Source organism: Chitinophaga sp. CF118 (genome assembly GCF_900112615.1).
In the GTDB taxonomy this organism is placed as follows: Bacteria; Bacteroidota; Bacteroidia; order Chitinophagales; family Chitinophagaceae; genus Chitinophaga.
Genome location: NZ_FOMK01000001.1, coordinates 722,803 through 747,930, shown reverse-complemented (window position 1 = coordinate 747,930; position 25,128 = coordinate 722,803). Strand labels below are relative to the sequence as shown.

The 25,128-nt window shown below is 43.1% G+C and carries 18 protein-coding genes; 7 read left to right on the top strand and 11 right to left on the bottom strand.

All coding sequences use genetic code 11. From position 1 onward, the window contains the following. The first annotated feature begins 111 nt into the window (after positions 1–111). The 3 genes from BM176_RS32095 to BM176_RS02845 all read left to right on the top strand — a co-directional run bounded on the left by BM176_RS32095 (position 112) and on the right by BM176_RS02845 (position 4,050). Positions 112–474, top strand: a complete 363-nt coding sequence (locus BM176_RS32095; RefSeq protein WP_143097682.1) for a hypothetical protein — start codon at positions 112–114, stop codon at positions 472–474. 94 nt (positions 475–568) lie between these two features. Further along, positions 569–2,848: a TonB-dependent receptor gene (locus BM176_RS02850; RefSeq protein ID WP_090099344.1), complete on the top strand. Its 2,280-nt coding sequence runs from the start codon at positions 569–571 to the stop codon at positions 2,846–2,848. Positions 2,849–2,853: 5 nt separating this feature from the next. Then, positions 2,854–4,050 carry a sialidase family protein gene (locus BM176_RS02845; protein ID WP_090099342.1) on the top strand — a complete coding sequence of 399 codons (1,197 nt, stop codon included), beginning with the start codon at positions 2,854–2,856 and terminating at the stop codon, positions 4,048–4,050. A gap of 421 nt (positions 4,051–4,471) precedes the next feature. Here BM176_RS02845 and BM176_RS02840 read toward each other — a convergent pair whose 3' ends face one another. The 11 genes from BM176_RS02840 to pckA all read right to left on the bottom strand — a co-directional run bounded on the left by BM176_RS02840 (position 4,472) and on the right by pckA (position 21,018). After that, positions 4,472–5,227, bottom strand: a complete 756-nt coding sequence (locus BM176_RS02840; protein ID WP_090099340.1) for an SDR family NAD(P)-dependent oxidoreductase — start codon at positions 5,225–5,227, stop codon at positions 4,472–4,474. A gap of 11 nt (positions 5,228–5,238) precedes the next feature. Next, complete coding sequence (locus BM176_RS02835) at positions 5,239–7,167, bottom strand: T9SS type B sorting domain-containing protein (protein ID WP_090099338.1); 1,929 nt, start codon at positions 7,165–7,167, stop codon at positions 5,239–5,241. Positions 7,168–7,276: 109 nt separating this feature from the next. Beyond that, positions 7,277–9,931 carry a PKD domain-containing protein gene (locus BM176_RS02830; RefSeq protein ID WP_143097681.1) on the bottom strand — a complete coding sequence of 885 codons (2,655 nt, stop codon included), beginning with the start codon at positions 9,929–9,931 and terminating at the stop codon, positions 7,277–7,279. Positions 9,932–9,940: 9 nt separating this feature from the next. Continuing rightward, entirely contained in the window at positions 9,941–10,726 is a 786-nt protein-coding gene (locus BM176_RS02825; RefSeq protein ID WP_090099335.1) for an alpha/beta fold hydrolase, read from the bottom strand. A 111-nt stretch (positions 10,727–10,837) separates the two neighbouring features. Next, positions 10,838–12,460, bottom strand: coding sequence for an apolipoprotein N-acyltransferase (lnt, locus tag BM176_RS02820; protein ID WP_090099333.1), 1,623 nt, complete (start codon positions 12,458–12,460; stop codon positions 10,838–10,840). 207 nt (positions 12,461–12,667) lie between these two features. Further along, positions 12,668–14,140: an IMP dehydrogenase gene (gene guaB, locus BM176_RS02815; protein WP_090099331.1), complete on the bottom strand. Its 1,473-nt coding sequence runs from the start codon at positions 14,138–14,140 to the stop codon at positions 12,668–12,670. A gap of 74 nt (positions 14,141–14,214) precedes the next feature. Beyond that, positions 14,215–15,315 (bottom strand): DNA-processing protein DprA, encoded by a 1,101-nt coding sequence (gene dprA / locus BM176_RS02810; protein ID WP_090099329.1) that lies wholly within the window; start codon positions 15,313–15,315, stop codon positions 14,215–14,217. 201 nt (positions 15,316–15,516) lie between these two features. After that, positions 15,517–17,421, bottom strand: coding sequence for an OmpA family protein (locus BM176_RS02805; RefSeq protein ID WP_090099317.1), 1,905 nt, complete (start codon positions 17,419–17,421; stop codon positions 15,517–15,519). 231 nt (positions 17,422–17,652) lie between these two features. After that, positions 17,653–18,282, bottom strand: coding sequence for a 7-carboxy-7-deazaguanine synthase QueE (locus tag BM176_RS02800; RefSeq protein ID WP_090101575.1), 630 nt, complete (start codon positions 18,280–18,282; stop codon positions 17,653–17,655). Between the two features lie 24 nt (positions 18,283–18,306). Beyond that, positions 18,307–19,194, bottom strand: coding sequence for a bifunctional methylenetetrahydrofolate dehydrogenase/methenyltetrahydrofolate cyclohydrolase FolD (gene folD, locus BM176_RS02795; RefSeq protein ID WP_090099315.1), 888 nt, complete (start codon positions 19,192–19,194; stop codon positions 18,307–18,309). Positions 19,195–19,416: 222 nt separating this feature from the next. Continuing rightward, the gene (pckA, locus tag BM176_RS02790; RefSeq protein WP_090099313.1) at positions 19,417–21,018 is read right to left on the bottom strand and encodes a phosphoenolpyruvate carboxykinase (ATP); all 1,602 of its coding nucleotides are present in this window, start codon (positions 21,016–21,018) and stop codon (positions 19,417–19,419) included. An 813-nt stretch (positions 21,019–21,831) separates the two neighbouring features. Here pckA and BM176_RS02785 point away from each other — a divergent pair. The 4 genes from BM176_RS02785 to rsmI all read left to right on the top strand — a co-directional run bounded on the left by BM176_RS02785 (position 21,832) and on the right by rsmI (position 25,105). Continuing rightward, entirely contained in the window at positions 21,832–23,124 is a 1,293-nt protein-coding gene (locus BM176_RS02785) for an aminopeptidase P N-terminal domain-containing protein (protein ID WP_090099311.1), read from the top strand. Positions 23,125–23,223: 99 nt separating this feature from the next. Beyond that, entirely contained in the window at positions 23,224–23,997 is a 774-nt protein-coding gene (locus BM176_RS02780) for a CDP-alcohol phosphatidyltransferase family protein (protein ID WP_090099309.1), read from the top strand. Between the two features lie 91 nt (positions 23,998–24,088). After that, a complete protein-coding gene (purS, locus tag BM176_RS02775; RefSeq protein WP_090099307.1) occupies positions 24,089–24,334 on the top strand; it encodes a phosphoribosylformylglycinamidine synthase subunit PurS in 246 nt (81 codons plus the stop codon). A 99-nt stretch (positions 24,335–24,433) separates the two neighbouring features. Continuing rightward, positions 24,434–25,105: a 16S rRNA (cytidine(1402)-2'-O)-methyltransferase gene (gene rsmI / locus BM176_RS02770; protein WP_090099305.1), complete on the top strand. Its 672-nt coding sequence runs from the start codon at positions 24,434–24,436 to the stop codon at positions 25,103–25,105. The last annotated feature ends 23 nt before the right edge of the window (positions 25,106–25,128 follow it).

The window sequence follows — 25,128 nt, the reverse complement described above, 5'->3', positions numbered from 1 at the left end:
CTTCTGTATTTAATGGAGATATTAGCGCCCGTTTAGAAAAATTCCTTTAAATATTCATAACCCTGATATATATCATTTGTAAGTAGTGCTTCGTTCTCATAACTTTACCCCGTGAAATATTTTTTCCTCATATCCGTTCTGACCGGGTTGATGTTGCAAAACTTCAACCAGTTCGTGATCGTGCTGGAGTATAAAATTAATTTCAGCTACGTTGCGAACGTACTTTGCGAAAACAGGGATAAACCTGAAATGCATTGTAACGGTAAATGTCACCTGCGGAAGCAACTGGAAAAAGATCAGCAACAGGAGCATAATAGTACATCTGGAAAGGAAAAGTTTGAGGTAGTGTATATAGACAACCTGCTCTCCTTTAACCTGCAGTCCTTAGCTCCATTTACACAGTTAACCGCTTTTTACCAGGACGCCGCATTACCCAGTCCTACCTTCTCTTTCTTCCGTCCACCACAAGTTTAGTCGATCAGTACATTTTTATTGTAAATAATGGTGATCATACACATGTATGGTTATGCCATTGTTCACGTCTTACTGTCAACAACTGAACTAAAAAATGAAGCGAATTATATTAGTAATAACAGGAGTATTTCTGTTCATGCAATCGCGCGCCCAAATGCAGGGTAGCGTGATTGATGCGCAGACGGGAGAAGTATTATCAGGAGTAAACATTCAATTTCTGCATCAGGCAAAGGGCAGCAGTACCGATGCAAGAGGGCATTTTATATTACCGGCGAGCGGATCAGAAGATTCCGTACAGGTATCTTTTATAGGCTACCAGTCAAAAAAGCTGGCGTTGAAAACCAACAAGCCTTTCATTATCTCATTAATACCCAAAACAGCCAGCCTGAATGAGATCATTGTGACTTCCAGCCGTGACAGGCAAAACCGTACAGATGCACCAGTGGCTATCAGCACTATCTCTACCCAGGAGATGAGAGATACAAAAGCCACTTCCCTGGAACAACTCCTCAATAAGGTGAGTGGGGTATACATGGTAGACTTGGGGAATGAACAGCATACCATGGCAATCCGTCAGCCTATCGGTTACAAAAGTTTGTTCCTGTATATGGAAGATGGTATTCCCATTCGTACGATTGGTGATTTTAATCACAATGCACTCATTGAAATCAACATGGCGGCATTACGTACTATTGAAGTGATCAGAGGACCTGCATCTTCTTTGTATGGAAGTGAAGCTGTTGGTGGTGCAGTTAATTTCATCACAGCAGCACCATCATTGCAACCTACAGTAAAAGTGCAGGCAGAGGCGAGTGACAGGGGATACAAACGTACCGATTTCAATGTATCGAATACCTTTAATAAAGTGGGTATTACTATAGGTGGTTACTATGCAGATCAACGTAATGGTTATATGGATCACAGTGATTTTCATAAGCTGGGATTGACGCTCCGCGCAGATTATCAGATCAGTGACCGTAACAAATGGATTAATGCTGCTACATTGATCAACTATTATACAGACCAGGTTGGCGGATTAGATAGCGCTCATTTTTATGGAAAGGATTATCGCAATTTTCAAACGTTCTCTTATCGTAAGGTAAATGCATTGCGATACAGAAGTACGCTGGAACATACATGGGATAATACGAATCATACTACGGTAACAGGGTTCTTCAGACATAGCAGTATTGGACAAAATCCTTTTTATGCACTCAAAAATTTACCTGATCCGCTGAAGGCTGCCGGCGAAATTAATGAGGATAGTTTTAACAGTTATGGTCTCATTATCCAGCATAAGAAACAGTTTCTCTGGAAGAAGGCATCGCTGATAGCTGGTGTGAGTGCAGATTACAGTCCGGCTACTTACTTGGCAGATTATATAGATGTTACAAAGAATGCAGCTGGTTACTTTACCGGGTATACGAAAGAAGATTCAGTATTAACCGACTACAACGTAGGCCTATTAAATACCGCTGCATATGCACAGTTTGATTTGGAACTGGTGAAAGGATTGAAGTTGGTTGCTGCCGCACGTTATGACAGGATGGATTATAATTTTGATAATCATTTGCCTCCATCTGCATACACCGGTGCACCGGACGACCATAATAATTTTAATGCACTTACTCCTAAACTGGGACTGACATACGACTTTGGCCACAGTCGGGGTTTATATACTAATTACAGTGTGGGATTTGCACCGCCTAATATATCAGAACTATACAGAGGGGTAAAGGTTCCTGTGCTTGAACCTGCCACCTATCGTAACTATGAAGCAGGTGGATGGTTTGGTTTTGCAAATGATAAAGGATATGCAGATGTGAGTGTATATGAAATGAAAGGCACTAATGAGATCATCAGTGTAAAACTGGAAGATGGTTCTTATGAAAACCGCAATACAGGACGTACTACACACAGAGGTGTGGAATGGAATGTGCGGTATGCTGCTTTACGTTCTTTGTGGATTCGTTGCAGTGGTGCTTATGCAGAACACTTCTTCAATAAGTATATAGAAAAGGGAACTGTATACGATGGTAACCAGATGAGTGGTGCACCTAAAGTGATCACTAACACAGAGCTCACCTGGAAGCCTGCTCTGCTCCGGGGATTCCGTATCAGTGGCGAATGGCAGCATGTAAGCCGTTATTATATGGATCCTCAGAATACACAGTATTACAATGGATATGATCTGCTGAATGCACGTACAGGATATACCTGGAAGAATATTGAATGCTGGGTGAACTGTCGCAATATTGCGGATAAAATATATGCTACTACTGCAGAGAAAACTACATACAGTACAACTTACAGACCAGGTCCCAAACGTACTTTTGATATAGGGCTGGCTTATACATTTACTGGTAAAAAATAACAGAGATGAAATGGTGGATCTTATCGATAGCCCTACTGGCAGCCTGTAATGAAGTAGATACGGAACACACTCTTTCCGGCAAAGGTAAAGATGCTTCCTGTGCTCATATAACGGCAACGGTTGATGGAAAAAATGTTATCAGCTGGATAGAAGCTGCACCGGATGCCGAAACAGGAATGATCTGTTATGCAGTGTCTGACAATAAAGGAACGACTTTTACTACCCCGCAGGTTATTCCTACTTCAACCGGGGTATTACCACATGCAGAGAATATGCCTAAAATGGTATTTAAACCAGATGGAGAAGTGATAGCTATGTATGGGGTAGAGCAGAATGATGCACGTAATAAATATGCGGGACGGGTGTATTACACGCGTTCTCTGAATGGTGGTAAAACCTGGTTACCCGCGCAGCCCTTGGTAGGGGATACCGGTAGTTATGACCAGCGTTATTTTGATATGACGATACTGCCTAATGGAGAAGCAGCGGCGATATGGCTGGACAATCGTAAGCACACAGATGATGAAGGTTCTACATTATACTATGCAGTAACTGCTGGGCATGACGGATTTAAACAGGAAAAGCCACTTGCGGAAACTGTTTGCCAGTGCTGCCGCACTGCGTTATATACAGATGCGCAGGGAGGTATTCATATTGCATTCCGGGATATCATTAATGACTCTATCCGGGATATGGTGCATATGGTTTCTACGGATGGAGGTACTTCTTTTAATGCGTTTAACCGGATCAGTGCTGATAACTGGGTAGTACGTGGTTGTCCGCATACAGGGCCTGCCATGGTAAAGAATAACAGTGCTATGCATTTTGCCTGGTTTACGATGGGTGGGGGACAGGGAGTGTTCTATTGCAAATCTGCTGATAATGGGAAAACATATTCACAGAAAGAGCCGGTTAGTACAGCCCCTATGGCTAAGCATCCGCAGATAACAGCATTGGGGAATGAACGTATTGTAATGGTATGGGATGAACCTGTTAAAGTGGGAAACATCTTTAACAGCCGTATTGGTTTTCAAACAAGAACAGGAAGCGGCCGAGTATTAAAAACTGGTTTGCTGACGGCAGATTCTTTATACAATACATTTCCTGTAATAAAGGGGATCGATGATCATAAGGCTTTGGTAGCCTATACGAAAAGAGAGGGAAAATCTGAGGAAGTAGTATACCGTTTGATTCAACTTTAAAGGATTGTTCCGGTTAAAAATAAAAAAGTCCCAGGCTTTACCTGGGACTTTGATTTTCTTTTGCTTAGTAACTAAAAGCTCCGGCCCAATCCTGGCGAGTTGCCCAGCGACCGTAGTTATTTCTTTTAGATTTGTCAGCGTAAAAGCGCCATTCTGCTTTCCACTTGGGATAGTAAAGGCGCAACAAATACAGTGTTGCGAATGTAAGCATAGGGATTATCGGTTTTAGGATAGATAGTAGTTAGCATCATCAAAACATTAATTCAATTGGATAGTTGGCATTCTCTCCCCAGGATAATTAGGTTTTTCATCGATATTCCATCATTACCATACAATATTCCACATATAATATCAACGTTTCAAATATATATAAATTATATAGACTATGAAATAACATTTACGTTGTATATTAAAATATTTTTTACTCTTTATGGAAGTAATTAGCGTTAGCTTGTTGTAAACAAGTGATCACCAGGTCGTTAATACAAACATGTGCCGGCAGGGTAGCGCAATAAAAAATTGTATCTGCCACATCTTCTCCGGACAATGGCTTAAAACCTTTATAAACATTCTCTGCTTTCTCGGTATCTCCTTTGAAACGAACCACTGCGAATTCAGTTTCTGCTGCTCCGGGATGTACTGCTGTTACTTTAATATGATAGGGTAGCAGGTCAATGCGCATGGCCTGGGAAATCGAATCTACAGCAGCTTTGGTGGCACAGTATATATTTCCTTTTGCATACACGCTTTTGGCAGCTGTAGACCCCAGGTTAATGATATGGCCTTTCCCTTTTGTTTTCAGCCAGGGAATTACAGTACGTGATACATAGAGCAGGCCTTTTACATTCGTGTCTATCATGGTATCCCAGTCAGATAATGCTCCTTCATCAATCCCGCTTGCTCCTAATGCAAGACCGGCATTGTTAATGAGGATATCTACAGCCTTCCATTGCTCCGGTATTCCGTTCAGCGTAGAGGTTACTGCTTTTTCATCCCTTACATCAAAACACAGCGGTAATACCCGGATATTATGTTGTTGTTCAAGTTGTTGCTGAAGGAGTTGTAATCTTTCCTGCCGGCGTCCGGTAATAATGAGATCATAACTGTTAGCCGCAAACTTTTTTGCACATGCTTCACCGAACCCTGAAGTGGCACCTGTAATTAGAACTATAGCCATTTAATGAATATTTACTTCACCAAAGTTACAGTGCCTTTGCGTAAAATTGTTTTACCTGTAAAATCTTTTCCTTCAAGAATCCAGATATAGGTGTCTACAGGGGCCGGAGCACCTTTGATAGTGCCATTCCAGCCATTGCGGAAATCCGTGGATGAGTAGATTTCCTGCCCCCAGCGGTTAAAGATGCGGAAGTATTTATATTCGGTGATGCCAACGGGAATAAAGCGGAAGCGGTCGTTCTGGCCGTCTCCATTTGGACTGAACGCATTGGGTACGTAAATGTCCGGACCGGTGTAATATTTGATATGGATGGTATCGTAACCAATACAGCCCTGCATATCAGATACTGCAAGGGTATAACTGATATCCTGGTTCCAGTTAACCATAGGATCTGCCAGGCCGGTATTACTGAGACCTTCCGGGGGAGACCAGTTGTAGAAATCTCCTCCTGTAGCGTGTAACTGTAATGGTTGTCCGCGGGAAAGAATGGTATCATTTCCTGCAAAGGGGATCACTTCATAGATTGTAACATCTTTTGTTATGGTGGCAGTGCATTGATGATCTGTAAAGAGCGAAAGGGTGACGGTATAAACACCCCCTTTATTATAGATAATGCCTGCATGAATACCATAGGCGAGACTTGAAATAGTATCGTCCCGCAGGCCAAGATCCCAGCGGTAATCAGTGATGTGTCCGTAAGTGTAGGAGGAATGATCATCGAACTCAATCAGGCTGCCTTTACAAAGACCTGTAGTACTGAAATCACCATGTAGTCCGGGATAATTGCTGACAATACCGGTAGTGCTATCGGTGCAGGTCAGGCCGGGATTCACCACCAGTTTTACTTTATATACACCGGTATCGGGGTATTGATGAGGGAATACTTTTCTGTCGTAGGTAATAGTATCGGTGCCATCTCCAAAATCCCAGTAGTAGCTGGAGGTATAGCCAGCATTACTGGAATTGGGAATAAGAACACTCAGGTCCGGGTCGGCTACACAGTTTTTTAAGAGGGAAGGGAAACCAGCCTTTATACTGGTATAACAATTGAATACGGTGAGCAGGATATCTTTGTGATGTGTACCTATAAGCTGCCTGGTTTTACGGTCGTATTCACTTACACATACAGATACCACGAATTGCCCTTCTTTATAGGGTGTACCATGCAAAAATCCCTTATTATTAATAGTTACCTGCGGAGAACCTCCCATAGGGTTTTCTCCTGAATAGGGAGAGATGTAGCTGACGGTAGTATTATAGGGAGGAGGATCGGCAGAAGCTACTTCATTACGGGTAGTACCTCCTGTGAGAGCATTACATAGTGAATAGGTAAGGCTGTCGCCATCGGCATCATAAGCAGCATAGTCATATGTGAAAGGAAGGTTTGCACAGATAACGATAGCTGCATCTTTATTAAAGTGTACACTATTATTTGCAGGACGGCTTTCTGTTCCGGGAATCATAGTATAGAAAGTGGAGCCTTCGTGTTCGGAATTGTAAATGTTGGCTAATTTTTGTCCGCGGCAGCATCGTTGATATGCAATATAGTAACCACCGGATATCGGTCTGAGGGCAATGGTATCCTGATAGAAAGCAACTTCCAGGTTTTGTGTACGGGGAGCAAGACAGGGATTTTTCAGGGTATCCCGTAGTGGCCGGGTTTCTTTAATATATAACAGGATGGCATTTGAAACCCTGATACCTTCGGATGTATAAATGTTCAGCGGAATCGGATTCTCAAAATGGTCAAGGCAGCCCTGAATTTCACCACAGGTAAAATCTGCATTCCGGTATAGTTTTAATGTAATTACATAACTGTATTTACCATCGGGATTTGCACGCACAAACTCATAGAATATCTCGCCGCCAATGATATGGTAACCTACTGCAGTAACGTGGAATAAAGTGCAGCAAAAAGCCAGAATGATAAAGTTGCGCATTAACAGGGGTAAGTAACAGGGCTAATAATTTACTATAGGAATTTACTGAAAAAAAATGTCCCCGCAACATCAATTTAAACAGTATATACAGCCCTCTGGTAATCATTACTTATCTTATAAGGGTAACAGTCCCTTTGCGCAGAACGGTTTCATTATTTATGTTTTTACCCTGTACTACCCATACATAAGCTGCAACAGCAGCAGGTTGTCCGTTGTAATAACCATCCCATCCTTTCAGGTATTCATTGGTACTGTACATCAGTTTTCCCCAGCGGTCGTATACCCGGAAAAACTCAAGTTGAACAATGCCTACAGGCAATGGACGGAAGATATCGTTCTTGCCGTCTCCGTTAGGTGTGAAGCCGGTGGGAATGTAAATATCCGGGCCTGCAATAAAACGGACAAAAATATCATCCTTGCCGGAACAGCCCTCTATCGTATAGGCTGTAACAGTATACGTAAAATCGTGATTAATAGTAGTGACAGGATTTGAAATGGCAGGATCATCCAGGCCGTCTACAGGAGACCATACATAGGTTGCTCCACCGGTTGCATGCAATTGAAAAGGCTTGTTGAGAATTACAATCGTATCGTTTCCTGCAAAAGCGGGTACCTGCGGCACTACATTCACTGTTACCGTATCAGTAATTGTTTTTGGACAGCCCAGTATATCCGTAACATATACAACATATGAAGTAGTATCCTGTGGTTTGCCCGTAGTATTGGCTTTTGAGGGGGTAGATAATGTAAAGGTGGGTGTCCACTGGTAAGAACTACCTCCGGATGCGTGTAAGAATACCTGTTCTCCATAACAGATAGTAGTGTCTTCACCTGCATAGGCTATGGGCGGATCTACCAGTTTTATTTGCACAATATCACTGCCACTGCAGTCGCCAAGGTTTCCCTGCACCATATATACTGCTACCGGGGGATCAGGTGTGATGGTGAGTATTCTGCCGGTATCTATCTGTGTATTGTTGTCAATATTATACCAGGTAAGCGGATAATTGCCATCGGGGAAAGCACGGATATGAACTTCATCTCCTGTACAGATTGTACTGTCTGCAATGGTTCTTACCAACAATGTATCTCTTACATCTACAGCTATGCTTTTAGTATTTGTACAACCGGTACCATCTGTAAATGTAACTTTGTAAACAGTATCTTTTTTTGGTGTAACAACAGGCGTAGCGGTATTTGCTCCTGTAATATTATAGTTAGGTGTCCATGCATAGGTACCATTTACAACATTCCCATCTATTGTACTTTGTGCAAAAAGAGACAGTGAATTACGTATACACAGCAATGTATCTCCTGTGGTGAAAAGCGGTGGACTATCATACACAAGAATATTACTTGTATCATATCGCTCACATCCATTTTTGGTTCTCAGCAATAATACAACCTGGTAACTGCCTGCACCCGGATATTTAAACTGGGGGCTTTTTGTTAGCGAAGTATCTGAAAGAGTGGATGTAACGCCGAAGTCCCAACGATAATAATTCAGCACGTCACCAGCACCAGAAGTGGTAGAGGTATTGTTGAAGGTCGTAATGGTATTACTGCAAAATCCGCTGATGCTGACAGCTGGTTTCAATAGTGGATATACGTAAGCAATAGCCTTTGCACTGTCTCCGCAATTGCTGGTTTTGTCCACATATAATTTTACAGTATAGGTTCCATCAGCCGTATAAGTATGTGGAATGGGATCGGTACTTTGGGTCGTCAGCGTACTACCATCTCCGAAATCCCAATCATATGTTTTTCCCTCTGTACTGTTATTGAGAAAAGTAACGGTATAACCTGAGCAGTCGCTGTATTTATCGGGCATAGCAGCTTCCACTTCTTTTATGCAGGTAGTAACGTTCATATGGAAATCTTTCCGGTGAATACCGAGTAAGACTCCATTCCGGTATTCATATACACATACGGTCACCACATATTTACCCGCGGGGGGCGCAATACCTGAAATAATACCTGTTTTGCTGTCTATAAAAGCGTTTGCTCCCAGTGGGAGACTGCCGGTATAAGGACTCTGATATGGGACGGAAGAATAAGGGGGTGCAATAGCTGCCGGTGGAATTGCGTCTTTACCAGGTGTTGGTTGTCCGCCTCCATATGCCTGACAAAGCACGTATGAAAGACTGTCGCCATCTATATCTGTAGCAGAAAAATCATAAGTGAATTTTTTACCGGCACAAACAAGTACTGCTTCATCTTTTGCAGATACAGGACTGGAATTGGTGAGGATGCCTGTACTCCCTGGCAGCTCTGTAAAATAAGTAGCACCATTTCCAGGATAGTTATCCAGGTCGTTAGGCCGGTGTGTATCCACAATATTATCCATAGAGTAATCACGGCAGCAGGTCTGGAAGGATACTGTATATCCTCCGCTATTGATAGGTACCGTAATGTTGGTGCTGTAAGTCCCGATCTGGAAACATATTGTTGGTGGGTTTACAATGCATGGATCTATCTGTCCCAGAGTTTTTTCTTCTTTATTGGTGCGGGATACGAGGAAGGGAGATCCGGAAATACTGCTATTATCCACTTTGCTGAAAACGGAAAAATATACAGAAGATGGTAACTCTGCCAAATCATCTGCATGTAAACATACACGGAACAATTTCAATGTTACCTGGTAAGTAACATCCGTATTTGTTTTAGATATGTATTTATACGACATCTCTCCCCCAATAATATGGGAAGCCCTGGAAATTACTCCGCAGGAAAGAATAATCAGCAATAGGAGGATGCGTTTCACGGGTAAATATTATTGGCAAAAAAGAATAAACTCTTGTAACAGATGACTGCTGGCCTCAGGTAGCTCCCACATCCCCATATGTCCTGTATCGGCAAGTATGTGGATGCTGCTGGTGTCAGGCATAGATACCTGTGGTAATACACCTTTAAGGGGCACTGCTGTATCGTCTTTCCCTATCACAAACAACACAGGTGCCTTCAGGGATAATAATACTGAGGTACGGTCAGGACGATTGATCATGGCATGGTACCAGGCAATCAATGATGCCTGCGCGCATTGCGATCCTGCTTCCACATAAGCATCAACCTTTTCAGGATGTTGCTTTTTATAAACAGGACTGAACATATTTGGTAACGCTTGTTTTATAAATGCGTCACCACCATATTGTTCAATGATGCCGATGGATTTAAGGCGACCCTCTTTTTTCTCTTCACTATCAGCTGCAGCGGTGGAGTGGAATAGTCCCAGTCCTTTTACCATAGCGGGATATTTTTCTGCCAGTGCAAGCGCTACATAACCTCCCATAGAATGACCAATGATCACTGCCTTTTCAATGCCTCCTTCCAGTAAAGTAGCATGTATAAAATCAGCCATGCTTTCTATACTGAGAGATTCTGTAAGCGGTGTCTGGCCGCTACCAGGTAAGTCCGGTACTATCAAATAAAATTGTTCGCTCAGATAAGCCTGCTGTTGTTCCCAGATCTGGTTGTTCTCTGCAAAGCCATGAATCAGTACTACAGCTGGCCTTTTTCTGTCATTTAGAGCACTATTCCGGGCAGAAAGTTTAGTCTGCATTATAATTAATTTATTTAAAACACGATTAACTTATCAGTATGCTGTTATGCACCTGACAAGTAGGTTATAATGTAACTAAGAATATATACATGCGTAAAACGCAATCAATCATTAACTGTCCAAGGCGGGTTTTTGCCTGAACCGAAGGTAAAAACTAAATATAATCAACAATATACAAAAAGGAATGGCAGCCTTTGAAATCAGATCGCCATATTTTACATAGAACGTTAAAACATTGCCCGGTGTTACATTTCCTTTTATAACACCGTCCTTCCAATAGGGCAGGGGTTGTTGGATCCGTCCCATAGGATCTATGATGCAGGAGATGCCTGTATTGGCACTTCGGGCAACCCAGCGCCTGGTTTCAATAGCACGTAAACGGGCATATTGCAGGTGTTGCCTGTGGCCTTCCGTATTACCCCACCAGCCATCATTAGTGATAATGAATAACAGGTTGGCTCCCCGGCGCACATGTTCCGCTACAAATTCGCCATATACAGACTCATAACAGATGGCTGCGGATACTTTAATATGCCGGGATGTATTATCCAGTATTTCTTCATCCGGTGTACGGCCATAACTGCCGGTAATACCGCCCATATCCAGTGCCAGGTATTTCATGAAATACATATAGCGGGCATAAGGTACCATTTCCACACCGGGTACCAGTTTATATTTATGATAGATCTGTACAGTACTGGAGGTATCTATTTGCACTGCTGCATTAAACGCATCATATGAAGATGTTTCGTCTATTGGACGTGCTGTATTAGGAACCTCATCCTGGCCGCTATAACGTTTAAGGGTAATTGCACCACTCACAATTTTAGTGTTAGGAAATTGTTGCAGGAAATGGCGGAGCTGCTGTGTTTCATTTTCAAAACTTAGCCTGTTTTCCCATACCCCCTGGGTGAATAGGGCTGTTTCCGGCCAGATGACATAAGCAGTCTGACTGTCTGTTAGCTGCCGGGAAAGCTGCAACAGTTTATCCAGCTGCATGCGTGAGTTACTATCTGCAAACTTATCGTAAGGGTCTATATTCGGTTGTACAATCACAACTTTTGCGGCAGGGCCATCCGGTGTTTTGAACTGATATTGTACCAGTGAACTTATCAGGAATGGTACTATTATAATTGCTGCTGGTTGCCAGGCAGTTTTCCAGATAAAGGTGGATAACGGAACCGGATATTTTTTGCGTTGTTGCCAGGTATTATAGATGGAAATATTTGCCAGCAGGATCCACACAGTACCACCACTTACACCAGTATATTCATACCACTGGATCCATGAGGGATGCATGGCGAAAGCATTACCCAGACTGAGCCAGGGCCAGCTGAATTCCCAGTTCAGATGAACATATTCAAATGTCAGCCAGTATACGATCAGTGCAAAATAGCCAGCTATAGTTCCCAGCCTTCTGCGTGCGCGGTGGTATCCCATCAGTGGCACGCTCATCACAGTGGTATTAATGAGGTTGGCTGCCAGTCCGCTAATGGGTACGGTGGTATTACCTACCCACCAGGTAGCTGCAACATTCCAGATGAACAGTGACAGGAAAATAGAAGCGTAATATTTCCCGCGGGATTCTATCACATCTGTTAACCAGAGTAAGGGTATGAACGCAATGAAAATGAGGAAGGTAAGGGGAGAAGTCGGCCAGGCTGCCCATAGAAGGAGACCTCCAATAAGACTAAATATTGCCGGAATCCATCTTTGTATACTGCTTTTTGCCATTGCTATTGTAACTGGTTCTTTAATGCTGATGGTATTATTTGGATAACGTTATCAAAAATAAGGGATACTGGTCAATAGTCCATAGTTCTTCATACCAACAGGTCTGCTAATAAATCGCAAAATCTTCCCAACAGATTAATTAATAAACAATAAAGCCCCCTGTCTGCGACAAGAGGCTTTTGTTATTTATTAATTAATTAATTATAATTATCTGCTGTAATTCGGTGCTTCTTTCGTAATAACTACATCGTGCGGATGGTTTTCTTTTACGGTAGCCGGTGATATTTTGATGAACTGTGCCGTATGCAGGGTTTTGATATCCTTAGATCCGGTCAATCCCATACCAGCGCGTAATCCACCCACAAACTGCTGGATTACTTCTGCCAGCATTCCTTTATAGGGAACACGTCCTACTATTCCTTCCGGAACCAGTTTTTTGATATCATCTTCTTCCTGGAAATAACGATCTTTACTACCTTCCATCATTGCTTCCAGTGAGCCCATACCACGATAAGATTTGAACTTACGTCCTTCGTAGATAATGGTTTCTCCTGGGCTTTCTTCCACACCTGCAAAGATAGAACCTGCCATGATAGCGGAAGCACCTGCAGCCAGGGCTTTTACCATATCGCCGGTATAGCGGATACCACCATCAGCAATTACAGGTACGCCTGTTTTTTTCAGTGCTTCTGCAGCGTTTAATACAGCGGATAACTGTGGGAAACCAGCACCTGTAACAACACGGGTAGTACAGATAGAGCCGGGACCTACACCCACTTTCACCGCATCAGCACCTGCTTCTGCCAGTGCCAGTGCACCTTCGGCAGTTGCTACGTTACCTGCTATCACCTGCAGTTTCGGGAATGCTTTTTTCAGTTTCTTCAGCGTATTAATTACAGCAATGGAATGACCGTGGGAACTATCCAGGCAAACCACATCCACACCCACATTAATTAGCGCCTGTGCCCTTTCTATTACATCCGGGGTGATTCCTAGTGCAGCACCTACCAGCAGGCGGCCAAATGCATCTTTAACGGCATTGGGGTAGCTGGTCAGTTGCAGGATATCCCTATAAGTGATCAGTCCTGCCAGCTTCCCGTGTTTATTTACCACAGGCAGCTTTTCTATTTTATTCTGCTGTAAGATTTTTTCTGCTTTTTTAAGATCGGTCCCTTCAGGTGCAATGATGAGGTTTTGTGAAGTCATAACCTCACTCACAAGACGTTTTGTATTCTTTTCAAAACGAAGATCACGATTCGTAAGGATGCCCACCAGTTTGTTGTCTTCATCAACAATGGGAATACCTCCGATTTTGTTCTCTTTCATCAGCCTCAGGGCTTCTGCTATAGTAGCATTGGCATGTAGAGTGATTGGATCGATGATCATGCCGCTTTCACTGCGTTTCACCTTTCTCACCAGTTCTGCCTGTTTCTCAATGCTCATATTCTTATGCAGGATGCCTATACCTCCCTGACGAGCCAGTGAAATGGCGAGCTCAGCTTCGGTAACAGTATCCATAGCCGCAGATACCATTGGCAGATTTATGCGTAAGTTTTTAGTAAGTTGCGTAGTAAGATTTACATCTCTGGGCAATACTTCAGAGTAGGCTGGAACCAGCAGCACGTCGTCAAAGGTGAGTCCTTCTTCAACAAATTTCGGTTTTGATTTTCCGGCAGGCATGTTGCAACTATTTGTCAGTTATAAAATAATTGCACGCAAATGTACGATAAAAAAAGGACAACAGGTATCTAATTTTATACCAACTGGTATTTTTGACCGGGTAAACTCTTTAATACATGCTGCATTTCCATCTGGAAAACCAGGCTGGCCACCTGACTGCCCGGTAAAGTGCTGTGCCGGCAAATCTCATCTATATGTTTCTCCTGCTGCCCTGCAAACAGAGCCAGAATATGTTGTTCTTCAGCGCTTAATGTGATAAACAGTTCTTTTTGCGGATGCGGCCGGGCCGATACAGCAGAGTCCCATCCCATGAGCTCCAGAAGATCCCTGGCATCGGTGATAAGCATGGCCTGGTTTGTTTTGATCAGGTGATGACAACCAGCTGCATTTGGATCACCTACGCGGCCGGGTACGGCCAGTACATCCCTGTTATAGCTGTTGGCGATATCTGCCGTGATTAGTGAGCCTCCCTTTTTTCCGCTCTCTATAACTATTGTTGCATCCGCTATACCGGCTACGATGCGGTTTCGCTTTGGGAAATTTTGTTTATCGGGAGAGGTTTCACTAAGAAATTCCGTCAATAAGCCACCATTGTCAAGCATTTGGATAGCAGCCTCTTTATGCATTTCGGGATAGATACGATCCAACCCGTGGGCCAGTACACCAATTGTCGGCATATCATTTTCGATAGCCGTTTTATGTGCAAGAATATCTATACCATAGGCCAGCCCGCTCACCACCATGATATTGTGCGGTGCCAGTTCCTTTACCAGCCGTGCACACATTTGTTTTCCATATTCACCTGGAGTACGGGTGCCTACAACATTTACAATACGTGTAGCATTGAGGTTTGCCTGTCCTTTGAAATAGAGCATCACCGGGCTATCCGTACATTGCTGCAAGCGTTGCGGATAATTCTGATGCGTATAAAATAAAGGTTGAATGTTATATTTTTCTATAAATAAAAGTTCTTTTTCTACCCTGCTAAAATCCTTGAATTCCTTGATAGCATTGGCTCTATTGGTGCCTACACCTTCAATACATTCCAGTTCTCTTTTAGCAGCTTTAAAAATAGCACTTGCAGTACCGAAGATGGTCAACAGTTTTTTTGCTATTATATCTCCTATTTGTGAAATTTGGGTGAGGGCAATTTGGTGGCGTAATTCCTCTTGCATATTCCTTCTTTTGTAGTTAACACTCCTAATTTAATTCTCTTTTTCCGGTCCTCCATATCTTAACTCATCTTTTTATTAACATTCACCATTTTTACTACCCGAAAGATTATAAAACAGTCTGCTCTGCAAACGTAGAAATAAAAAAAGCCTGTATCGTACTTGCGATACAGGCTTTTTTTATTTCGTGTCTCATTTGAAATATTATTCCAGACACAATATTTTAAACTCCGTTCTTCTGTTCAATGCTCTTCCGGCTTCTGTTGTATTCGGTCCAACGGGTTTGCTTTCTCCATAACCTTTAGCTTCCAGGCGGTCCGCTGAAATACCTTTACTTACAAGGTAGTTAAGCACTGCTTTTGCACGGTTTTCGGAAAGAATCATATTATCATAACCACTACCCACATTATCAGTATGACCACCTATTTCTGTAGTCATTGTCGGATTTTCTTTCATCAAAGCAACCACCTTCTCCAGTTCATAGTAAGATGCTGGTTTCAGGTTATATTGTTTGCTGTCGAAGACAATATTATGCAGGATAAGTACCGCACCTGTATCAATTGCTGTCAATGGAATATTCTGTTCAAAAGAACTATCCTGATCCGTAGAATTTTTTAAAGAGAAGTTTTCAGAATGAAAGAGGAATCCTTTCTTGTTAACATTAAAAGCGTAATCTTTTCCTACTGGTAATGTTACCAGGTAATTGCCGTATTCATCGCTTTTTATGGTTGCAATATTATAACCGGTTTCGAGATCTGTGAGATCAAGTGTTGCTATCAGGCGACGATTAATATTTTTAGCATCATGTACAAAGCCTCTGACGAATAATGTTTTGAGCGGACGGGCAGCCGGATAGAGTTCAAAACTGTAAATATCCAGTTCTCCACGACTGTCTGCGCGATCGGATGCATAATATGCGGTTTTACCATCTGAAGCGACTACCAGACTGGCTTCCTCATCAATGGTATTGATCGGATATCCCAGGTTGGTAGCTGGTCCCCAGCTGCCATCTGCCTGCCTGCGTGAGTAGAAGATATCCATGCCTCCATAGCCCTGCAGGCCGTTTGATGCAAAATATAACGTCTGATTGTCTGCATGGATAAAAGGAGTGGTTTCCCTGCCAGTGGTGTTGATATTTGGGCCTAACCTTTCCGGCATACCCCATTTGCCATTGGGCTGTAATTGACTTGTATAGATATCGGAACCACTACCAGGTGTTTCTCTTGCAAAATAAAGTGTTTGTTTATCTGCTGACAGGCAGGGTTGAGATTCCCAGTCACGGCTATTAATAGGTGCTCCCATATTAACGGGATCTATCCATAATCCTTCCTGTGTTTTTATCGTGTAATAGATATCACAACTTCCTCTGCCTCCGGGAAAATCACAACCGGTAAATACGAGCATTTTACCGTCCTGTGAGACATTCTGTGCACCTTCATTAAAAGAAGATGAATTTACAGGTTGTCCGATACTTACTGCTGGTCCCCATTTCGAACTGTCGTCTTTTTCAGACACATAAAAGTCCTCATTTTTCCCATTTACGCGCCTGGTAAAAATGAGTGTTTTATTATCGATAGTAAGAGAAGGAAAGTATTCTGGATCTTTACTGTTGATGCTGTCTCCCAGGTTATGCGGCTGGAAGGGAACTGCCTGTTGTGCGGTATTTACTGCAAAATTCAGGTTTGCTTTCAGCCCCTCTGCTTTTGCGCTTTTTGTTTTATTGGTAGCTATATAAAGGTTCACCAGGTCTAGTGCTTCTTTGAAACGTCCTACTCCGGATAATGCTTTGCAATAGGCTAACATAGCGGGTCTTGTAGAAGCGCTATCCAGTCTTACCAATACTTCATAGCTGTTGATTGCTTCTTTATATTTTCTCATTTCAACAGAGGTGATTACCATCTGCCCATAGGCGTCTGTAAATCCCGGCTCTGTTTTAATAGCATCCTGAAGTAGTGCTATTGCATCTTCCAGCTTATATTCCTGAACAGCCAATTGTGCATTGTCAAAACTTTTCTGGGCTTTTTTCTTCGCATTCTCGTAAGTCACTACCTGGGCATGCAAATCGATGCACATCACAAGACAGATCAGTAGAAATAGGACTTTATTCATAACATATGATTGTCATCGCTGGCCAATATATGAAAAAATCTGCAAATGTAAGGGCCTAATTGAGATAATAGAACCTGTACATCCCGTTTAAACCTATCAGCGCGATGCCCATTTTAGAATATTAATTGAGATTATAGAACGTGTAAGTACCGTTTAATCTTATCAGGTTTGAGATATTACTTGAGATATACCGTTTAAACCTATCAGCGCGGAGTTCTTTTAGAAGGATAATTATGGAACGTTTATGTACTTATGTACCTGCAGGGAAAGCTGCCACTGTGGGTGTGCTTTGATATAATCTATGATCAGAGGGGTGATCTCTGCTGCCTTATCCCATTCCGGTTGAAGGTATAATTTACAGTGGGAATTAGCGAGTGCAGCATATTTCTCTGCCCAGGCAAAATCCGATTTATTAAAAATAACCACTTTCAGTTCATTCGCCAGGGTACATATTTCCGGCAGGGGAGCTTTGAACTTTTTGGGAGAAAGTGTGATCCAGTCCCAGTGGCCACTGAGGGGGGAGGAACCGGATGTTTCGATATGTGTATGAAATCCTTCCTGGCGCAATATTTCTGTAAGTGCATCCAGGTTATGCATCAGTGGTTCTCCACCAGTGATAACGGCTATACGACCGGGATGAACTGCCGCATCATGGGCCAGTTCATCAATAGATAATTGCGGATGACGGGTAGCATCCCAGCTGTCTTTTACATCGCACCAATGGCAGCCAACATCACAGCCCCCAAGGCGTATAAAATACGCAGCTCTGCCCTGATGGTAGCCTTCACCCTGAATGGTGTAGAAGCGTTCCATCACTGGCAGCTCAAGGGTGCCTGAATAAGATGTTGTAGATACTGACATTACTGCAAAGTTATGCATTAGGCATTAGTTCAAATTCACTTTCTGGCCAATAGAAGCGTGGTAGGTATTCTTTAGCAATGCTGCAATGGTCATAGGACCAACACCACCTGGTACGGGGGTAATGAAGCTGCATTTATCGGCCACATCCTGGAAATTCACATCACCCACCAGCCTGAATCCGCTCTTTTTGCTTGCATCTGGTATACGGTTGATCCCTACGTCCACAATCACAGCACCTTCTTTCACCATGTCGGCAGTCACAAAATCCGGGCGACCAATGGCTGCCACAATGATATCTGCCTGTTTGCATATTTCGGTGAGATTGGCTGTATGTGAGTGACAAAGTGTAACTGTACAGTTACCGGGATAGCTGTTCCGGCTCAGCAGGATGCTCATAGGTGTACCTACAATATGACTGCGGCCTATTACCACGGCATGTTTGCCTTTGGTAGGAATCTTGTAATGTTCCAGCATCAGCATGATACCATAAGGTGTAGCAGGAATAAAGGTAGGTAGTCCGCTTACCATCTTTCCTACATTCACCGGGTGAAAACCATCCACATCCTTACTCGGATCAATAGTATTGATTACCAGTTCTTCGTTAATATGTTTGGGTAAAGGAAGTTGTACGAGAATACCATCAATATCCGGATTTTCGTTCAGCAGGATAATGTTATCCAGCAGATGTTTTTCGGAGATCTGTGCATCAAAACGGAGAAGGGTGGAGTTGTAACCGATCTCGGCACAGGATTTTACCTTGGAAGCCACATAAGTTTCACTGGCGGCACTGTCACCAACCAGTATTGCTGCCAGATGAGGTACCTTCTTACCCATCGCCTTCAATTCAGTTACCTTATCTGCTAATTGGGCCTTGATAGCCGCTGAAACAAGTTTACCGTCTAAAATTTGCATGCGCAAAGGTACAGTAAATCCCTTAAATCATGATGGCAAAATTGAAAAAGACAGCTGATATGGGCAAATTTAAGAGGTCGAAAGTGCAAGTTCTGCAAAACAAGTTTCCTGCTTTCAATTACGAATAAGGTCACTTGTTTTGCTACAGGCAAAACCTGTATAGGATAGAACTTGTAATAGTAGTGGAAATTTTAAAGGCAGGAATTGAATCCCTAATATAGACTAAATTATTGGAGCTGCGGATAAAATTTCTGGATCTGCCATAGAGGCATACTTTTTAAAGTTATGAACGAACCTGCCAGCCAGGTCCTTTGCCTGTTGGTCATATGCTTCTTTATTCTCCCATGTATTGCGCGGGTCCAGCATATTTTCTGGTACTCCAGGGCAGGATTCGGGTATAGCAAACCCAAATATAGGATCATATTTATAAGACATTTTCTCCAGGTCCCCATTTAGTGCTGCTGCCACTATAGCACGGGTATAATTCAGTTTTATACGCTGGCCGGTACCAAAGGCTCCACCCGTCCAGCCGGTATTGATCAGCCATACTGGTACAGCCTGCTGGCGTAGTTTTTCACCCAGCATTTGTGCATACTGCACAGGATGGAGGGGGAGGAAAGGAGCTCCAAAACAACTACTGAAAGTAGCGGTTGGTTCAGATACGCCTGCTTCTGTACCTGCTACCCTGGCAGTGTAACCGGAAATGAACTGGTACATTGCCTGCTCCGGTGTGAGCCGGGAAATGGGTGGTAACACACCATACGCATCGCAGGTAAGGAAGAAGATGTTTTTTGGAAGAGAGGCAACAGAAGGGATCATCGCATTATCTATGTAATGCAGCGGATACGATACCCTGGTGTTTTCTGTGATGCTTTTATCTGCATAGTTTACCTCAGTGGTATTGGCATGGAACGTAACATTTTCCAGCAAGGCGCCTTCGCGTATTGCATGAAAGATCTGTGGTTCCTTTTCCTCGCTCAGGTCAATGCATTTGGCATAACAGCCGCCTTCAAAATTAAAGATACTGTCTGCTGCCCAGCCATGCTCATCATCGCCGATCAGTTTACGGTTCGGATCTGCGCTTAGCGTAGTCTTACCGGTACCACTCAGTCCGAAGAAGATAGCGGTATCCCCATCAATTCCCTGATTGGCAGAGCAATGCATACTCAGTACTCCATTATCATGTGGCAGTACATAGTTCAGGATAGTGAAAATCCCTTTTTTGATCTCTCCTGTGTAGGCTGTTCCACCGATGATGATCATCTTCCGGGTAAAGCTCACCATGGCAAAGTTTGACTGCCGGGTGCCATCTACAGCAGGATCGGCCAGAAAGCCGGGAGCCTGTATAACGGTCCATTCCGGATGCATATATTCCAGTTCTTCCTCTGCAGGACGAAGGAACATATTATATGCAAAGAGACTGGCCCAGGGTGTATCTGTAATCACCTGGATATTAATCCGGTACGACGGATCGGCACAGGCATAACAGTCTCTTACCCATACATCCTTTCCAGTAAAGTATGCAGTGATTTTTTCATAGAGACGATCAAAGCAGTCAGCAGAAACCGGAATATTAAAATCATTCCAGTTCACTGTATCTGCCGTCAGATTATCTTTTACAATGAATTTGTCTTTGGGTGCGCGGCCTGTGAATTTGCCTGTGTTCACAGACAAGGCACCACTACTGGTGAGTGCCCCTTGTCTGCGTGATAATGTTTGAGATACCAGCACTGAAGGCTCAAGTTGGTAGTAGATATTAGCTGCCTGCCTGATCCCCAATATTGAAAGATCGGCAACGGAATTCCTTACGCTGCTAGCTTGCATAGTAAGATTGTTTTGGTGTATAAGCAAAACTAGTGCTTTTTTGATATTATCAAATTATTAGCCTCTAATTAGCATAAATTTAGATATTCTCGATGCTAAATGGATGTTAGTTTGAAGAATATCTAAAATGGCTGTGCTTGTACTATCTAAAATGGCAAGGATAAAAGGGTATAAATACGTTTATTAACCTGAATCTGATTACAACAGCTGCGGCCGTTATGGCTGTGGGGGAAGTAAATGTGGAGCGCCGATTGGAAATGATCAATAAATCCACCTTGTCTGCCGTGATTCTCCAAAATTTTCCGCCCTTTCCACAAGTACCGCTTCATTTGTCTTTATTTCTAATTGGTAGTGACTTCGGGGAGACCTCTGAGAGTGTTCGGGGAAACTTCATAGTAAGTGGCTAGAGTCTCCAAGGTTTGGTAGGTGATTGGTAGGTGGTTGATCGGTGATTGATCGGTGGTTGGTCGGTCATGACCGATCAATCACCGATCAATCACCGATCAACCACCTACCAAAAGTGCTACTCACTAGCTACTCTCTCTGAACACATCCCGAACTCTCTCCGAACTTATTAGCAGAACGTTATAATTTGCCTATACACAACTATCCGTTTCCAATAAGAAATTATATTACTAATTGTTGTTTACTATAAAGATTTGCATTCCTGGCTATTGTTTGCGATGATATGGTAAGGTTACTATTTCCCGTTTAACTACAGTTCTCTCCCGGTTATTTCATTATTCGATGATATTTGCGAATTTTCAGTAGGTTTGACGCGCATTTAATCAGACACCACCGTAAAAGTTTCATATGAAAAATTTGCCATTAGACCCGCAGACATTTATAAAGAACCGTCAGCGTTTTGTTGCAGAAATGCAACCCCAATCCATTGCTATCTTTAATTCCAATGATGAATTGCCCACCAATGGAGATGCGCTGCATAAATTCCAGCAGAATGCTGACCTCTATTGGCTTACAGGTGTGGAGCAGGAAGATACAATGTTGATATTATACCCAGATAATCCGGATCCTAAATACCGGGAAGTACTGGTACTTGTGCGTCCTAATGAGCTGAAAGAAAAATGGGACGGGCATCGCCTGCGTAAAGACGAAGCCCTGGCAATTTCTGGCATTGGTAATGTAGTGTGGCTGGATACCCTGGATGCATTATTGCAGCAATGGATTCATGAGGCGACTAATATTTATCTGAACACAAATGAAAATAACCGCAAAAGCAGCCTGGTGCCGGTAAAGGATTACCGTTATGCTGCCGAACTGCGTAGCCGTTATCCTTTGCACAATTATCTGCGTGCAGCCGTAATATTAAAAAAATTACGTGCTACCAAAACTCCGGAAGAAATAAAAATACTGCAACAAGCTATTGATATTACGGAGAAAGCCTTCCGCAGGTTATTGAAATTTATCCGTCCTGGTGTATGGGAACATGAGGTTCATGCTGAGATCCTGCATGAGTTCCTGCGCAACAGAGCAGATGGAGAAGCTTATGGTTCTATCCTTGCCAGCGGTGACAGTGCCCGTATCCTTCACTATCATTCAAATAACAAGGAATGCAAGGATGGAGACCTCATCCTTATGGACTTTGGTGCTGCCTATGGTGGTTATAATGCCGATCTGACCCGTACCGTACCGGTAAATGGTAAGTTCTCAGCACGTCAGCGCCAGGTGTATGATGCCTGCCTGCACCTGCACAACTATGCCAAGTCTATTCTCAAACCAGGATTGATGATTGGCAAATATCATGAAATGATAGGTGTGGAAGCGGGGAAAGAATTTGTAAAACTTGGACTGATTACTGATGCTGATATAAAGAATCAGGACCCCGAAGTACCGGCATACAGGAAATACCTGTACCATGGTATTTCTCACCATCTGGGTGTGGATGTTCATGACCTGGGACCATCTTTTTACCAACCTATTCCGGAAAATTCAGTGCTCACTGTTGAACCGGGTATTTATATAGAGGAAGAGAAGATGGGCGTACGTATTGAGAATAATATCTGGGTGACAGCAAAAGGTAATATTGACCTGATGAAAAATATTCCGGAAACAGCAGATGAGATTGAAGCTTTGATGAAGAAATAGTATATATATTTATGTTATGAACAGGGTGCTGCTGGCAATGCGGATCAGATGAACGCTCAGTTGGCAGCGCCCCTGTTTGTGGTTAGATAGATAAAAACAATGAAACAACTTCCTAATTTCCTTACACTCGGCAACCTGTTTTGTGGCGCATTGGCCATTATTTTTATCCTGCATGCTCCTCAGTATATCGCAGAGTTTAATGGAGTGGAATATACAATTACCAATCCGGAGCCGGTGTACTGGGCTTCAGCCCTTGTATTGCTGGCGGGGATATTCGACTTCCTGGACGGCCTGGCTGCCAGGTGGCTGAAGTTGCAATCCCCTTTCGGGAAAGAACTGGATTCCCTGGCTGATATGGTCACTTTTGGTCTGGTACCGGGAATGATCCTGTTCCGCTTGTTGCGTAGCGCGTATATGAGAATGCCGGAGGTATTTGATGTTTCTTATGTAAACCTGGCCCCAGCTTTACTGATTCCCTGTTTTGCTGCTTACCGGCTGGCTAAGTTTAACCTGGACACCCGGCAATCAGAAAATTTCATAGGGATGCCTACACCGGCAGTTGGCCTGCTGGTAGCATCTTTTCCGCTCATAATGTTATATAACCCCTTTAATCTGGCTCATTTCCTGCAGAATATATGGGTATTGTACGCTATCATCGTATTACTGTGTTATCTGATGGTAGCAGAAATACCAATGCTGAGCCTTAAATTTAAAAACCTTCAGATGGGGCAGAACTGGCCCCGCATTTTACTTATCATATTGGCAGTGGCCGGTGCATTTTTGCTGAAATTTGCTGCAGTCCCCTTTGTATTTGTTTGCTATGTATTGCTGTCTGTGATTGCACCTCCTGTAACCGGGAACGCTGGAAAATAGAGTGTCAGCATGCATTCCAAGGGTTTTGTTTGTAATTAGCGACTTGTTTTTTGGGATTAAAGTATTAGGTTTGCGTCAAAATTTTTAGGAAATGACGTTTACTGCACATATCAATGTGATGCCGCTGAAAGAATTACTGGACCCGCAGGGCAAGGCGGTTATGAGTGGTTTGAAAAACCTGGGTATCAGCCATGTACATGATGTAAGAATAGGTAAGCATATTACTTTGCAGATAGATGCTGCTACCAAAGAGGAAGCACAGCAACTGGCGGAAACCGCCTGCCAGAAATTACTGGCAAACCAGGTAATGGAGTCTTTTGAAGTACACATCCAATAAGCTGCAAGCTACAAGCTACAAGGTGTATTGCATCTTGTAGCTTGTCATCTTATAGCTTCTCGTAGCTTGTAGCTTGCGGCTTGTTGCTAAATATTCATCATGTCGAAGCTATATCTCGTTCCTTCTCCCATAGGCAATCTGGCCGATATAACATACCGTGCGATAAAGGTGCTGGAAGATGCTGCACTGGTGCTGGCAGAAGATACCCGCACATCCGGGGTGCTGTTAAAGCACTATAACATTAACAAACCCATCACTCCCTATCATCAGCATAACGAACACAAAGTATTACAGCACCTGGTACAACAGATGCAGGCCGGCAAAACCATGGCATTAATTACTGATGCAGGTACGCCGGGTATCTCTGATCCGGGTTTCCTGCTGGTACGTGAATGCGTACGTGCCGGCGTTCCGGTAGAATGTCTGCCGGGAGCTACTGCTTTTGTGCCTGCTCTCGTAAACAGCGGTATTCCTATGAACCGCTTCTCCTTTGAAGGATTTCCTCCGCTAAAAAAAGGCCGGCATACCTTGTTTACGCAGCTGGCTACAGACGAGCGTACACTGGTATTTTATGAATCTCCTCACAGGCTGGTTAGAACACTGGAAGACCTGATCGGGTATTTTGGTGCAGACCGTAACTGCTGCGTAAGCAGGGAGCTGACTAAAATGTTTGAAGAAAACAAACGGGGTACCTTACAGGAAGTACATGATTACTTTAAAGAAAAAGGTGTGAAAGGAGAGATTGTATTAATCGTAGAAGGAGTATCTTAAGGGATAGACTATTCATTATAAAA